A 13,864-nucleotide genomic window follows, 5' to 3' on the forward strand; every position below is an offset into this window, starting at 1 on the left:
TCAATAATGCTAAAAAGCTTAGACAAAACCGGAGCTTTTGGCTACCAATTACTTTAGGGGCCCGATAGTTTAAGGAGAAGAAACAATGACATTTGAAGGGGTTGATTGACTATGCCCGTGCAGCAACTTTTCTACAAAACGGCCGTCCCGGTCAGCGCCAAACGGCATGGCGATCTATCGATCAGCAGTGGAAAGACGTACGCGTTCGCACGTCACACCAATTCCATCCCGCTTACAGCGCTTGAATTCGGCCCTGCCGCAGGCACTCATCCGATCGTGTTCGCCGGAACCGGCGACGACGTGGTTCCCGCCATCATCGTCGGAACCCGTGACGACGAGAACCTAGCCGTCGACGCCGATGGAAATTGGCACGGCACTTATATACCCGCATTCGCGCGGCGCTATCCGTTCATCTTCTCTTTGGACAAGGACAAGAACCAATTCACCCTGCTGGTGGACGAAGAGTTCGAGGGGGCAAACCGCGATGGTCGCGGCGAGCGGTTGTTCGACTCGGATGGCGAACAAACCGGCTACCTGAAATCCGTTTTGAAGTTCCTCCAGGACTATCAGGCCGGGTTTGCCCGTACACAGGCATTCTGCAAACGCCTGAAGGAACTGGACCTGCTGGTACCGATGCAGGCGGAATTCTCGCTGGGCGCAGGGCAAAAGCGTACTCTGGGTGGCTTTCAGGTTGTTGATCGGGAAAAATTGAAGGCACTGTCAGGCGACACGCTGGCCGATCTGTGCCGCAAGGACGAGCTGGAATGCATCTATTTGCACCTGTCTTCGATGCGCCATTTCCGCCAAATGCTGGAGCGCGCCAACACCGAAGCTTTTGAGTCAGAGACCGCGTCTGAAACCGAAGACGCGGCTGAGCCGATGGCAGAGACCTGACGCCGACCATGCGGGCTGCGGTCTACTTTGTGGCGGCTTTGACCGCAGCGCCTTGTGGCGCGCAGATCTACGACTGCGTGATCGACCCATCCGAGACCGTCGATGTCGCCGGCGCCTCTGGCGGTGTCGTCGCGCGGGTGCACGTCGAGCCTGGCGAACAGGTTGAGAAGGGACAACTCCTCGCCAATCTGGACACGACCATCCAGCGTGCCACGGTCGAGATGCTGCGCCTGCGTGCCGACGATACGTCGGAGATAGAGGCGCAAAAAACACAACTTGCCTTCCTGGAGGCGCGGCTGGGGCGGACTCAGGAACTTTCGACACGGGGCGTCGTCAGCCGAGAGGTTCTGGAAGAAATCCAGACAGCCGTCGAAGCCGCCCGGTCGGTCCTTGTCCGGGTGGAACTCGCCCGGCGCGTGGCGATGGAAGAATTGAAGCGCGCAGAGGCGGTGCTATCTCTACTTGAAATCCGCAGCCCGATCGAAGGGATCGCGCTGGAGCGGTACTTCGACGAAGGCGAATACCTGCCCCAGGAAGGCCGCTTTGCAACGATCGTCCGACTGGACCCGCTGGATGTGATCACCTTCTTGCCAGTCGCGGAATACGGCACGGTCCAGGAGGGTGACATGGCGCAAGTGCACCCGGCCCCGCCCATAGATGGAGTCTATCAGGCAGAAATTCTTCGGATCGACCGGGTCTTCGACGTAGCCAGCGGCACATTCGGCCTACATCTTCGGCTGGACAATCCGGACCTTTCCATTCCGGCCGGGCATCGTTGCAAGGTTACTTTCGGTAGCGAGGTAGATGCACCTTCGCCGGACTGAGACATTTCGTTCGGGCAATACGAACGGCTTCTTCGCTATCAACGATACTTCCCCCGTGCAGCAGATCCTCGTCATTCCGAGAGGCTAGGGTAAATCTGACGTACAGCATTACAGCCGGTCGGATGATCTCGCGGCTTGTACGGATGTTCGGAACGGGCCCGGAATCTATTTGCTCCGATCCGAACAACTCTTATTTAGCTGATTTTATTAGGAAACGGCGCGATTCCGTTGGGCGCTATGTGCAGGATTTCGTATTGTCTCAGCGGGAACCCTGCAATTTCGAGCCATGATATGAGGCCGCGAAGGCCGCCTCCGGAACAAGACGATCTCCTGCGCGCCCGCCTGACGACATGCGCCACGAGCTGGTGAAACTCGCCGCCCTGATCGATTGGAAGGTGTTCGAGCGGGAATGGGCCGGGTTCTTTCCGTCCCACACCGCTCCCCCCCGCGACCGTGATGCCCGCACCGTTGGTTTGACTGTTACGGCGCGCACGCTGGCTTCAGTGCCTGAACAGCGCAGACTGACAGGAGACTGACACGGTTCCAAAAATCTCATATTTTAAGGGCTTTTTTGACGTAACGTAATAACTCGACGTTATCAATAATATTATTATGCAAAATCAATCTAAAGTTGTCGATGTTTTTTTAAAGATGTTGCCTTCAACCCTTCTTTTCCGTGCTCCGCAAAGGCTGAAACCCAACTGTTGAACTCTTCATCACTCAACCCGTAGATTTTCTTCGCATCAGTCAGAGGAATCAATCCGTACAACACCCCACGAACCACAGCGATCTTTCGAGAGGCAACCCATCGCCTAGTGGTCGCCGGTGGAAGATCCGAACGCGTCATTTTGGTGCCGTCTGGTAAAGTGACTGATCGAGGGCCTTCAACCTTTCGCAAGAACATTACCTATCCCTTCTTGTGTCAGGGTAACCTTAGCGACAGCCTACTTAATGCAGGGTGAAACCGCCCCTTGAGAGTAGTTCGGATTTTCCTATATTCTGCCGGTCTTCCTTAATCGTCAGGAGCTGCCCCTATGGCGCTGGACACCGAAATGCCGCTGAACTCGCTTGGCTTTGCCAAACCGCCCTCGGAAACGCGGGTGGTGGTTGCCATGTCGGGTGGCGTCGACAGCTCGGTCGTGGCCGCCTATCTGGCGGACCAGGGCTATGACGTGGTTGGCGTCACCTTGCAGCTCTACGATCACGGCGCGGCCCTGGCCAAGAAAGGCGCCTGTTGCGCCGGGATCGACATCCATGACGCCCGCCGCGTTGCTGAGGAACGCGGCTTTCCGCATTACGTGCTGGATTACGAAAACATCTTCAAGGATGCGGTGATAGACGAGTTCGCCGACAGCTATCTGGCCGGTGCCACCCCGGTCCCCTGCATCCGCTGCAACGAACGGGTGAAGTTCAAGGACCTGCTGGAAACCGCCCGCGATCTCGAAGCCGACTGCATGGCCACCGGCCATTACATCCAGCGCAAGATCGGCCCGAACGGGCCCGAGCTGCATTGCGCCGAGGATGCCAACCGCGACCAGTCCTATTTCCTGTTCTCGACCACGCCGGAACAGCTCGACTATCTGCGTTTTCCGCTGGGCCATCTGCCCTCCAAGGATGCAACCCGCGAAATGGCGGCGCAATATGGCCTAGCCGTGGCCGACAAGCCCGACAGCCAGGACATCTGTTTCGTGCCCAACGGCAACTATGCCAGCGTGATCGAGAAACTGCGCCCCGGCGCCGCTGAGCCGGGCGAGATCGTGCATGCCGATGGCCGCGTGCTGGGCAGTCACGAGGGCGTCATCCACTATACGATCGGCCAGCGCCGCGGCCTGGGCATCGGCGGCCTCAGCGATCCGCTCTATGTGGTGCGTCTGGACGTGGACAGGAAACAGGTGGTGGTCGGCCCCAAGGAGATGCTGGCCACCCGCACCATCCCGGTGCGCGAGATCAACTGGCTGGGCGACGCCCCCTTCACCTCGCACCCCGAATGGCACCTGTCGGTCAAGGTCCGCTCGACCCGCCCGCCGCGCGAAGCCATCGTGCGCCCGATCAGCGAGACCGAGGCCGAGGTAGAGCTGCTGACGCCAGAGGAAGGGGTGTCGCCCGGACAGGCCTGCGTGTTCTACGAAAGCGACGGCAGCCGCATCTTTGGCGGCGGCTGGATCTGGCGTGGGTATTGAGACGCTTCAAACCTCGCGCCTGACGCTCTGCCCGATGCAGGCAGAGCATGCCCCTGCCCTGCATGCCTTCTTTGGCGACCCGCAGGCGATGCGGTTCTTTGGCGAAACCCATACAGATCCGGCACAGACCGAGCGTTGGGTTGCCGGAACGCTGGCCGAGCCGCCCGAGCGGTGCCGCGAATACGTGCTGCTTCAGGACGGCGTGGCGATCGGCAAGGCCGGGCTGTGGGCCGTGCCCGAGCTCGGTTTCTTTCTACGCCGGGACCGCTGGGGCCAGGGGCTGATGCGCGAGGCGCTGACCGCCCTGCTGCCGCATCTTTTCGACACCATGCCCCTCGACCATATCCGGGCCGATGTCGACCCGCGCAACGCCGCCTCGCTGGGGTTGTTGCACCACCTTGGATTTGTCGAAACCCATCGCGCCAGCCGCACGATCCAGATCGGCGGGGAGTGGGCCGACAGCGTCTATCTCAGGCTTTCCCGCCCGGGTCAGACCAGATCGGTGCCGGTGTTGGACAGGACATAAAGGCCCGCGCCCAGCATGACCCAGGGCGCCAGTGCCTCCAGCCGGGCGGCCCAGCGGCCCAGCCCCTGGCGCAGGCTGCCAGCGGCGAAGCCGCCCATGCCGAGGGCCAGCGCAGCGCCCGAGGCCCCCGTCAGCCCGGCCCAACGATAGGCGGGGGCCGAGTCGGCCAAGAGCGGCGTCAGCACCGCGAAACTGTCGAGTGACAGGCTCAGGAACAGGACAGCGGTGGCCATAAGGCCGCGCCGCATTGGAACCTGCTGTTCTGCCTCCCCCTGCCCGCGCCACTGCGCGGCGATGCCGCGCAGGCCCAGAGCCAGCGGCACAAGCCCCAGATAGCCGATCCAATAGAGCGGCAGACCACCCAGCCCCAGCGCCACGGCAAGCGCCGCGCTCAGAACCACGGCCTGTGCCAGCAGATAGCCGCCCACGGCGATGCGCGGTCCCGTGGCCACCACAAGCGCCAGCAGCAGCGCCAGATTGTCCAGATTGGTCAGGATCTGCGCCAGCGCCGCCGAGGCGGCAAAGCCCAAGAGCGCGCTCACCCCGGCAACCGGTCCAGCACCGCCTGCGCCGCGCGCAACCCGGGCGGAGGGCCGCCCCGGCCCAGACGCTCCATCGTCAGGCGCATCGCCGCATCCTGCGCGGCAGGGTCGGCATGCACCGCCGCCAGCCGTGCGGCGATGTTCTCAGGCGTGCAGGCCGGGCCCAGGCATTCCGGCACCACCCGTGTCTCGCTGACCAGATTGACCAGCGTCACCGTGTCGATACTCACCATCCGCTCGGCGATCTTCTGGGTCAGCCAGTTCACCTTGTAGGCGATCACCATGGGCGTGCCCGCCGCCGCCAGTTCCAGCGACACGGTGCCCGAGGCCGCCAGTGCCAGATCGGCGGCGGCAAAGGCCGCGCGCTTACGCATAGCGGCCTGCGCAGGCGCCAGACCGCGTGGATCGACCAGCACAGGCGAGCCGGGCCAATCGGCTACGTGTTGCGCCACCTGATCGGCGACATGCGGCACCACCGGAACCAGCACCCGCATCTCTGGATGATCCGGCAGGAACTGTCGGAGCGCCGCGCCAAAGACTGGCGCCAGCCGCTCCACCTCGCCCCGTCGCGATCCGGGCAGCGCCAAGAGCAGCGGCGCGTCGCCAAGCCCCAGTTCCTCGCGCAGCGCCGCGATCTCGGCGCCGCTCGCCTCGGGCTCTCCCACCACAGGGTGGCCGACGAAATCGCATTCCATCCCGGCGCGCTCCATATAGGGCGGCTCAAATGGCAACAGCGCCAGCACGTGGTCGATCACCTTGGCCATTTTGTCGGCGCGTCCGGGCCGCCAAGCCCAGACGCTGGGCGCCACATAATGCACGGTGCGGATGTCGCTGGCCTCTTTGACCAGCCGCGCCACACGCAGGCTGAAATCTGGGCTGTCGATGGTGATCATCACATCCGGCCGCATGTCCAGAACGGCCTTTGCAGTCTCCTCGATCCGGCGTTTCAGGTGAAAGTACTTAGGAAGCACCTCCACAAGTCCCATGATGCTGAGTTCGGCCATCGGAAACCGGCTGCACAAACCCTGCGCTTCCATCGCAGGGCCACCAACGCCCTCGAACACCACGTCTGGGCGCAATGTCCGGAGCCCGTCCATCAGGGCACCCCCCAACCGGTCGCCCGAAGGTTCGCCAGCCAGGATGAAGACACGCATCAGGAGCTACGCTCCCGCACCATCAGGAACAGACCCAGCCGGTCACACTCGGCAATAACCCGAGGGTGGTCCAGCACGATGACACCCGCCGCTTCGATCACGATCCCGGACAGCCCGGCGGCCGTGGCCGCCGTCACGGTGCCAATTCCGATCGTAGGCAGATCGACCCGCCGGTCTTGCCCCGCTTTCGGTGCCTTGAACAGAACGCCACCGCCCGCGTCGGGGCGTTGGGTCAGGCTTTGCAGCATCCAGTCGGTGCCATAGACGGTTTCAATGGCCAATGCCTGCCGCTGATAGACAACGCAGGCCTGCCCGACATCGACCGGCGCAAGGGCCTCCATGATGCCAGCGGCGCGCACGGCATCCTCCAGATCGGCTGCCGAGGGGTGCATGGTGGTGGCGCACCCCGGATTGGGCAACAGCGCAGGCGCGATCTCATGCGCCGCGCGCACCGTAAGGCCCGCGTGCTCCAGAACGCCGATCACCGCGCGCAAGGCGCCATCGTCGCCCGCCATCATCGCTTTTTGAAACACTGGGATCAAAGGCAGGGTTGCCGCGTCGATCTTGGACGGGTCGATTTGCGGGCGGCGGATGCTTCCCGCCAGACAGACCTCGTCAATCCCCCGCTGTTTCAACTCGGAAATCAGCGAGCCCATCGTTTCCAGTCTGAAGGACAGATCCACGGCCAGATCGTCCGGCTCGAACCCTTCAAGTGCGCAGACCAATGGTGGTTCGTCCAGTGCCACAGAAATTGCACCTGGCAAGGCCCCCTGCCCGCAAAGCAACGCGATCATGGCTCAGGCTCCGGGCGTCAGAAAGGAACGGTCGCTATGGGCCCGCACAAACTCGACGATCTCCTGCACTTGGGCGCTTTCGGCGCTTTCGGCCAGACGCTCGATCCGCTCAAGAAAGGTGCCTTGCCCCTCGGACAGTTCCTTGAAGGCGGCCCGCAAGGCCGAGATTTCGGTGCGCGGCAATCCCGCACGCTTGAGCCCCACTAGGTTGAGCCCGGCAAGAACCCCGCTGTCAGAGTTGACCAGGCCATAGGGGATGACATCATGCGTGACCTTGGCGAGGCCACCGATGATCGCGCCCCGGCCGATGCGCACCCATTGATGCACCCCGGCCAGGCCGCCAACGATCACGTCGTCTTCCAGCACCACATGACCGGCGATGGCGACACTGTTGACCACGATGACTCTGTCACCGATCTGGGCATCATGCGCGACGTGGCAACCAGCCATGAACAGCCCATCATTTCCGATCCGTGTGACGCCGCCGCCGCCAGCGGTACCAACATTGATCGTTACATGTTCGCGGATCCGGTTACGTGCTCCGATTTCCAGCCGTGTCTCCTCGCCCCCGAACTTCTTGTCCTGGGGGATTTCGCCGATAACGGCGAAGTTGAAAATCACGGTATCCTCGCCAACCGAGGTATTGCCGGTGACCACCACGTGGCTTTTTAGTTCGACCCGATCCGCCAGAACCACATTTGGACCGACCACGCAGAACGGGCCGATGACGCAATCCTGACCGATCTTCGCGCCCTCTTCAATGACAGCGCTAGGGTGAATGCGGCTCATTTACTTTTTTCTCCGGTAAGGTCGACATAGGCCGAAAACTCGGCTTCTGCCGCCACTTCACCGTCGACCGTCGCGACACCTTTGAACTTGAAGATCTTGCCGCCCATCTTGCCGCGCAACGTCTCGACGTGCATTTTCATGACATCACCTGGCACCACCTTGCGGCGGAACTTGCAGTTATCAATGTTCATAAAATAGATCAGCAGCTCGCTGTCGATGATATCCATGCCGACACCCAGCATCACGCCGGCTGTTTGCGCCATAGCTTCGACGATTGTCACGCCGGGCATGATTGGCGTTCCAGGGAAATGGCCCTGGAAATGCGGTTCGTTCATTGTGACATTCTTGATGCCCACGGACGAAGAGTAGCCGTTGATCTCGATCACCTTGTCCACGAGAAGAAACGGATAGCGATGCGGGAGAATCCGCTGGATCAACTGGATGTCGGCACTCTTGGTTTCAGTGGTCATGCGGTGCAGGTCCTGTATTCGATTTGTTCATCAGGAATTAACAATACTGACAGACAACAGCAAGCAAAGCCGAACCAGTCAGTTGTTGCCGTTCTTGCGCAACGCACTGCCGTCACCAATCGCTTCGTCGATCCGACTGATCGCCAAGGCCGTGACATCGGTTGAATCGAGGCTGAAGAACACTGTCGACCGGTCCAGAATGACGCTGGCACCAGTATCCCTCATCAAGGCGCCTAGGATGGGTCGGGTCAGTTCCACAAAGGCGGTGCGCGCGGCGTCGCCGCGCCGGGCCAGTGTCTCCCGCTTGGCTTCCTGATTCTCCCGGTGAGATTGCACCTTTCGGTCAAAGGCTTCGGCAAGAACGCGGAACGCATCAGGCTCCATCTTGGCGCGCCTTTCGGTCAAGTCCAGTTCCTCTCGGCTGAGCTCAGCGATGATACGCTCGTTCTCGGCCGCCAATAGTGCACCTTCGGCCTCGATTTCGTCGATGACCCGCCGCCCGTAAGCCGACTTTGCAAATAGGATCTCGCCCGAAATCGTCAGCACTTCGTGCCGCGGCAATCCCAACTGCTGAGCCGACGCAGAGCCGGGAGCTGCAAGGGCCAGGGCGAGTGCGACCGTCTGACCCAGCCGCCACCGCCCTGTGCTGTTACGTGACATTGGCGATCAGAACCGCGCCTGAATTGTCAGGTCGAAACTTTGTTCCTTGTCAAAGGTCTCTTTCTTGAGCGCCTTGGAGAAGTTGAACCGAAGCGGTCCGAAGGCCGTCGTCCACAGCAGCGAGAAACCGATCACATGACGGAAAGACCCATCTGCACCCACGATCGTTCCTCCGGCCGTGTTCACATCGCTCAGGTCCCAGACGTTACCGACGTCATAGAACAAACCGCCTCGCAGGCCCAGTTCCTCGGGAAGGCCCAGAGGAAACTCTGCTTCGAACCGCGCCACAGCGTAATAGTTTCCGCCAAGCGCGTCGTTCACCCCATTGGACAAGTCACGCGGCCCCACACCCGCCGGCTCAAAGCCGCGGAACGTATTCGGCCCGATGACAAACCGGTCGATCGCTCGGCTAAATCCGCTTCCCTGCCAACTGAAGGCACCGACATCCAGCGAGGCGCGCAACGTGATTTCCTCGTGCCAGACCCGTGTCTGGGCGATAGCGCGCGCGTTAGTCTTGAAATACTCGTTGTCGCCGCCGAGACCAGCCGCATCGACACCGACCTCGAACAGGACCCCGGCATTCGGGTTAAGCCCACCGATCCGGCTGTCATAGGAATAGGTCAGCCCCATTGAACTGGTCGTCAAGCGCCCTTGGGCGATTTCGCTTGCGATGACCGCGCCACTGACAGATGTGGCGCTGCGCTTGATCATCTCGCTGGCATCCCAACGGTATCTAAGTTGCAGACTGGACAATTCGCCCAATCGGAAGGTCAGCCCAGGAGCAAAGAAGCGCCGATCTGTGTCGTAGCTGGCAAAACTCGAATTGGTCGCCGAAACCCCCAGATCGATATCGAACTTCAGATCGCGGCCCAGCAACTGCGGTTCGGTAAAGGACAGGATGTACTGTTCGGCATCCTGTGCGGTCGACAGGGTTAAGCCCAGACGCTGGCCCCGGCCAAGGAAGTTGCTTTCGCTAAGCCCGATGGCAACGCCAAAACCGTCGGACACCGAGTAGCTACCGCCAAAACTCAGCGAGCCGGTCGGTTGTTCCTCGACATCCACATCGACGATGACTTGGCTCGGGGTCGAACCTTCGCGGGTTTCCACGTTCGCATCGGCAAAGAACCCCAATGCTCTGATGCGTTCGGCACTTTCTCGGATTTCTCGCGGATTGAACGGATCACCTTCAACCGTGCGGAATTGACGACGGATCACCCGGTCCAAGGTGGTGGTATTGCCTTCGATGTCGATCCGCTCGACGAAAATACGGGGCCCTTTCACCAGAGCGAACTCGATATCCAGCGTCAGATCCCGGTCGTTTCGCTTAATCCGCGGTTCAACCCGCAGAAAATCGACGCCCTTCTTGAGTCCAAGGCGCTCTTGCCGGGCGATCGAGTTCTCCACCAGGCTTGGGGAATAGACCACGCCCGGTTTGACCTTGAGCGCAGCCTGGAACTCGGCGGCGTCTACACCCGGGATTTCGCTGACCGTGGTGATATTGCCAAAGGAAAACTGCTGGCCTTCAGTTACATCCATAACCAGATAGAAGGCATCTCTTTCCCTGGTAAACTCGACATTGGCACTGTTTACGCGGAAATCGACATACCCCCGCGACAGGTAGAAATCGCGAAGAACCTGCTTGTCGAACTCGATCCGGTCGGCAATGAAGGTATCAGACCGAATGAAGGTCCGGAGAAGACCCGCCTGCTTTGTCTCGAGAATGCGGCGCAGGCGCCGGTCCGAAAACGCTCGGTTGCCCACAAAGCTAACGCGCTCGATCTCGATCGTATCGCCTTCGGCAATCTCGAAAACCAGGTCGACCCTGTTGTCGCTGCGGCGGATTATCCTCGGAACAACCGTTGCCGCCACACGTCCCTGCGTCGAATAGATTTCGGCGATCGTCGCCGCATCGCGTTCTGCCTGCTCTGCGGTAAACACGCGCCGAGATTCCGAGGTGATAGCCCCCTGGAGGGTTTCGTCCTTAATCCGTTTATTGCCTTCGAAGTTGATTTTGTTGATAGTCGGGAACTCGGTGACCTTGATCACCAGGGTGTTGCCGCGCGGAATCATCTCAACTGTCTCGAAGACGCCACTTTCAAGCACGCGTTGATAGGCATCGTTGAGTTGCCCGGCGCTGACTTCCTTACCCCGTTCGATTCCGGTTCTCGCCACGATTGTCGAGCTTTCGATACGCTGGTTCCCTTCAACCTGAACCGACGTAAAGGTATAGGATTGTGCGAATGCCGTTTGCGGCAACCCGACCAAACTCGTTGCCGTCAAAAGAAAAATCGCTGAGACAGAATTCATCAACATATGGCTGCCAGAAATTCGACCGCCACAGTATCTACCTGTACCACTCCCGTTTTTCATCTTTGTTATCAACCCAGATTTTCAGCAGACCTCGGTCAGTCAGTACCGGGATTGAGCCGGGTTGTCAAAAGCCCAAAAACGAAAGACGCGGCTCAATAGCCGCGTCTTGTCTCGGAACCGGAAGACAAAGGTCAGAAGCTGCCCAGAAACGCACCCAAGAACAGAGCTGCGACGATTGCTCCGACAAACAGCATACGATCCCAGTTTAACTGCATGAGCAAACCCAAACCGCGGTAGGAATGATTCAACATCTGCATGGCAAAGCTCCCGCTTTCTTCGTTTCATAGGCAGACTAGTCGGCGAATATGGCAAGACTTTGGCACATTTCGAAATCGGAATGGCTTGAACGCGCTTGCACAGGAACGGCTGGCAATTTCCCGCCGAGGGACACAGTGTATGAAAGTACCCCTGGTTCTCGGCCGCTGACCTAGTTGATCAGTCCCTGCATCTGGTGGATCGGGTCGCGCTTAAACTCGTCGCTGAAACTGCTCGTCCCCACTTCGGCATCCTGGCCTTAAAGTTAGGGTGCTAGGTATCTACAAATCAAGGTGCACCAAAAGCAGCCAACAAGGCCAGGGATCACGAAAACTGGTTGCTGCAAATAACTCTGTCAAAGATTGCAAGAGTCCGTGTCCGCTGAGATCCGCTATCAAATCGCTACATTTGAGGCACAGACGGCTCTCGTACCACTTCTAGGTTAATGTAAATCTTTTTCACATTACCCCTTGCAACAACTCTTTTCCTATCCCACATTCACAATGTGAAAGGCATTCACATTCAAACCTGATCTGGAGACCGACAATGACCATGATGACCGACCCCGTCGCCACCCCGTCTCATCCGGGTTGGCTGCATCGAAGCGAAGCCTGGCTGGACAGCAAGGGCAAGGGCGCCTGGATCGCCGCAATGGTCCTTGGCTTTGTCTTCTTCTGGCCCATTGGCCTCGCCCTTCTAGCCTATATGATCTGGAGCAAACGCATGTTCAGCAAGTCCTGCACCCGCCGCAAAACCTGGAGCCATCAAGGCATGCGGGCCATGTCCACAACCGGCAACAGCGCCTTTGACGCCTACAAGGCCGACACGCTGGCGCGCCTGGAACAGGAACAGGCAGATTTCGAAGCGTTCCTCCACCGCCTGCGCGAAGCCAAGGACAAGGCGGAATTTGACGAGTTCATGGACGAACGCGTGCGCAATGCCCGCGATGGTGACCGGGACGAAGACGCTATCTGAGCCACTCCGGCAGCCCCGCCAAGGGGCTGCCATTCATTGACCGACGGACCAACCAAATGACACACCTGCCCCATCCCGACCACCAGCCCGAATTCTACCAGAGCGTTGCGGTCAAACGCTTCTTCGCCTGGGTATTCGACACCTGCGTCATTCTGTTTCTCAGCCTGATCGTCGTTTTGCTGACCGCCTTTGTCGGGGCCTTTGTCTGGCCCATCCTCTACCTGGTGGTGGGCTTTGTCTATCGCGTGGCCACCATCGCCGGAGGGTCTGCCACCTGGGGCATGCGGTTCGTCGGCGTAGAACTGCGGGACGCTTATGGTTCGCGGCTGGATGGAGGCCTCGCGCTGGCCCATACCGCAGGCTATACCGTCAGCATGGCAATCCCCGTTCTTCAGATCATCTCGATCCTGATGATGCTGCTTGGGTCCCGAGCTCAGGGGTTGACTGACGCGGTGCTGGGAACTGTCGCAATCAATCGCAGAGCCTATGCCTGATGATGTGACTTTGGTCACTTGGCGGGTTTCGGATCGATTGCTATCATCCCGCCAAGCAACCACGGGACAACCATGCGCCATACGCTGCCTATCGCGCCACAATTCTATGTGACGGCACCGCAACCCTGCCCCTATCTGGCGGACAGGATGGAAAGGAAACTGTTCACGGCGCTTCAGGGCCAAGGCGCGGAACGCCTGAACAACTCCCTTTCACAACAGGGTTTCCGACGTTCCCAGAACGTGCTCTATCGGCCCTCGTGCGCGGATTGCTCGGCCTGCCTGTCTGCGCGCATTGACGTGAAGGCCTTTTCCCTGTCACGCGGTCAACGGCGCACGCTGAAACGCAACGCCCACCTGACCCGGCGCGCCACCTCTCCCTGGGCGACGGACGAGCAGTTTGATCTGTTCCGCAGCTATCTGGACAGTCGGCACGCCGATGGCGGCATGGCTGACATGGATGTGTTCGAATTCGCTGCGATGATCGAGGAAACGCCGATCCGCAGCCGGGTCATCGAATATGCCGATCAGGAAAATGGGACCCTGACCGCGGTCAGTCTGACGGACGTTCTCGATGACGGGCTCAGCATGGTCTATTCCTTCTACGATCCCGATCAGCACCGTAATTCTCTAGGCACGTACATGATCCTCGATCACATCGAGATCGCGCGCGAAACCGGCCTGCCCTATGTCTATCTCGGCTACTGGGTGCCCGGCAGTCCAAAGATGGGCTACAAGTCCCGGTTCTCAGGGCTCGAAATCTATCGCGGTGGGGCCTGGCATCCACTCGACAATCCCGAGTCGCATGACGCTGCGCGCCACCCCCTGTCGACGGATCCGATCGCCGAACAGGTCGCAAATATCCAACTGCCCGATCGCTGGCCGACCACTAGTTGACGTGGTGGCGGAATGCGTCGCTTGGCAGTTTCTCAGTAAAAAG

At 59.9% G+C, this 13,864-nt stretch carries 16 protein-coding genes and 2 pseudogenes; 8 read left to right on the forward strand and 10 right to left on the reverse strand.

Features of this window, described 5'->3' with window-relative positions; genetic code table 11:
* Positions 1–111: 111 nt before the first annotated feature.
* Together OEZ49_RS07330 and OEZ49_RS07335 are read left to right on the forward strand one after the other, a co-directional pair.
* Positions 112–894, forward strand: coding sequence for a SapC family protein (locus OEZ49_RS07330; protein ID WP_263387733.1), 783 nt, complete (start codon positions 112–114; stop codon positions 892–894).
* An 8-nt stretch (positions 895–902) separates the two neighbouring features.
* Entirely contained in the window at positions 903–1,718 is an 816-nt protein-coding gene (locus OEZ49_RS07335) for an efflux RND transporter periplasmic adaptor subunit (RefSeq protein ID WP_263387691.1), read from the forward strand.
* Between the two features lie 19 nt (positions 1,719–1,737).
* Here the strand turns inward: OEZ49_RS07335 and OEZ49_RS23030 are convergent.
* Positions 1,738–1,887: pseudogene (locus tag OEZ49_RS23030) on the reverse strand (IS6 family transposase); the annotation flags it as partial.
* 122 nt (positions 1,888–2,009) lie between these two features.
* Here OEZ49_RS23030 and OEZ49_RS07340 point away from each other — a divergent pair.
* Positions 2,010–2,194: pseudogene (locus tag OEZ49_RS07340) on the forward strand (IS5/IS1182 family transposase); the annotation flags it as partial.
* Positions 2,195–2,343: 149 nt separating this feature from the next.
* Here OEZ49_RS07340 and sciP read toward each other — a convergent pair.
* A complete protein-coding gene (gene sciP / locus OEZ49_RS07345) occupies positions 2,344–2,622 on the reverse strand; it encodes a CtrA inhibitor SciP (protein WP_263387692.1) in 279 nt (92 codons plus the stop codon).
* Positions 2,623–2,752: 130 nt separating this feature from the next.
* On the opposite strand from sciP, the gene mnmA reads away from it, so the two are divergent.
* Both mnmA and OEZ49_RS07355 read left to right on the forward strand, forming a co-directional pair.
* Entirely contained in the window at positions 2,753–3,898 is a 1,146-nt protein-coding gene (gene mnmA / locus OEZ49_RS07350; protein WP_263387693.1) for a tRNA 2-thiouridine(34) synthase MnmA, read from the forward strand.
* Positions 3,888–4,424 (forward strand): GNAT family N-acetyltransferase, encoded by a 537-nt coding sequence (locus OEZ49_RS07355; protein ID WP_263387694.1) that lies wholly within the window; start codon positions 3,888–3,890, stop codon positions 4,422–4,424. Before mnmA ends, OEZ49_RS07355 begins: the two co-directional genes overlap by 11 nt.
* On the opposite strand, the gene OEZ49_RS07360 is transcribed toward OEZ49_RS07355, so the two are convergent.
* The 8 genes from OEZ49_RS07360 to OEZ49_RS07395 form a co-directional block, all read right to left on the reverse strand.
* A complete protein-coding gene (locus OEZ49_RS07360) occupies positions 4,388–4,966 on the reverse strand; it encodes a hypothetical protein (protein ID WP_263387695.1) in 579 nt (192 codons plus the stop codon). The two genes, OEZ49_RS07355 and OEZ49_RS07360, sit on opposite strands and share 37 nt — an antisense overlap.
* Positions 4,963–6,120, reverse strand: coding sequence for a lipid-A-disaccharide synthase (gene lpxB / locus OEZ49_RS07365; RefSeq protein WP_263387696.1), 1,158 nt, complete (start codon positions 6,118–6,120; stop codon positions 4,963–4,965). Before lpxB ends, OEZ49_RS07360 begins: the two co-directional genes overlap by 4 nt.
* Positions 6,120–6,914, reverse strand: coding sequence for an LpxI family protein (locus tag OEZ49_RS07370; protein ID WP_263387697.1), 795 nt, complete (start codon positions 6,912–6,914; stop codon positions 6,120–6,122). Before OEZ49_RS07370 ends, lpxB begins: the two co-directional genes overlap by 1 nt.
* A 3-nt stretch (positions 6,915–6,917) precedes the next feature.
* A complete protein-coding gene (lpxA, locus tag OEZ49_RS07375) occupies positions 6,918–7,703 on the reverse strand; it encodes an acyl-ACP--UDP-N-acetylglucosamine O-acyltransferase (protein ID WP_263387698.1) in 786 nt (261 codons plus the stop codon).
* Entirely contained in the window at positions 7,700–8,173 is a 474-nt protein-coding gene (fabZ, locus tag OEZ49_RS07380; protein ID WP_164126800.1) for a 3-hydroxyacyl-ACP dehydratase FabZ, read from the reverse strand. The genes lpxA and fabZ overlap by 4 nt, the downstream gene beginning before the upstream one ends.
* Before the next feature lie 78 nt (positions 8,174–8,251).
* Positions 8,252–8,833: an OmpH family outer membrane protein gene (locus tag OEZ49_RS07385; protein WP_263387699.1), complete on the reverse strand. Its 582-nt coding sequence runs from the start codon at positions 8,831–8,833 to the stop codon at positions 8,252–8,254.
* 6 nt (positions 8,834–8,839) lie between these two features.
* A complete protein-coding gene (gene bamA / locus OEZ49_RS07390; protein ID WP_263387700.1) occupies positions 8,840–11,203 on the reverse strand; it encodes an outer membrane protein assembly factor BamA in 2,364 nt (787 codons plus the stop codon).
* A gap of 131 nt (positions 11,204–11,334) precedes the next feature.
* A complete protein-coding gene (locus OEZ49_RS07395) occupies positions 11,335–11,460 on the reverse strand; it encodes a hypothetical protein (RefSeq protein WP_263387701.1) in 126 nt (41 codons plus the stop codon).
* 544 nt (positions 11,461–12,004) lie between these two features.
* Between OEZ49_RS07395 and OEZ49_RS07400 the strand changes: the two genes are divergently transcribed.
* From OEZ49_RS07400 to OEZ49_RS07410, 3 genes are all read left to right on the forward strand, one after another.
* Positions 12,005–12,433, forward strand: a complete 429-nt coding sequence (locus tag OEZ49_RS07400) for a DUF2852 domain-containing protein (RefSeq protein ID WP_263387702.1) — start codon at positions 12,005–12,007, stop codon at positions 12,431–12,433.
* A 56-nt stretch (positions 12,434–12,489) separates the two neighbouring features.
* Positions 12,490–12,927, forward strand: a complete 438-nt coding sequence (locus tag OEZ49_RS07405) for an RDD family protein (protein WP_164127162.1) — start codon at positions 12,490–12,492, stop codon at positions 12,925–12,927.
* A 72-nt stretch (positions 12,928–12,999) separates the two neighbouring features.
* The gene (locus OEZ49_RS07410; RefSeq protein ID WP_263387703.1) at positions 13,000–13,821 is read left to right on the forward strand and encodes an arginyltransferase; all 822 of its coding nucleotides are present in this window, start codon (positions 13,000–13,002) and stop codon (positions 13,819–13,821) included.
* Positions 13,822–13,864: the final 43 nt, after the last annotated feature.

Origin of the sequence: Ruegeria marisflavi (genome assembly GCF_025673445.1) — a bacterium.
Classification (GTDB): domain Bacteria; phylum Pseudomonadota; class Alphaproteobacteria; order Rhodobacterales; family Rhodobacteraceae; genus Ruegeria_B; species Ruegeria_B marisflavi.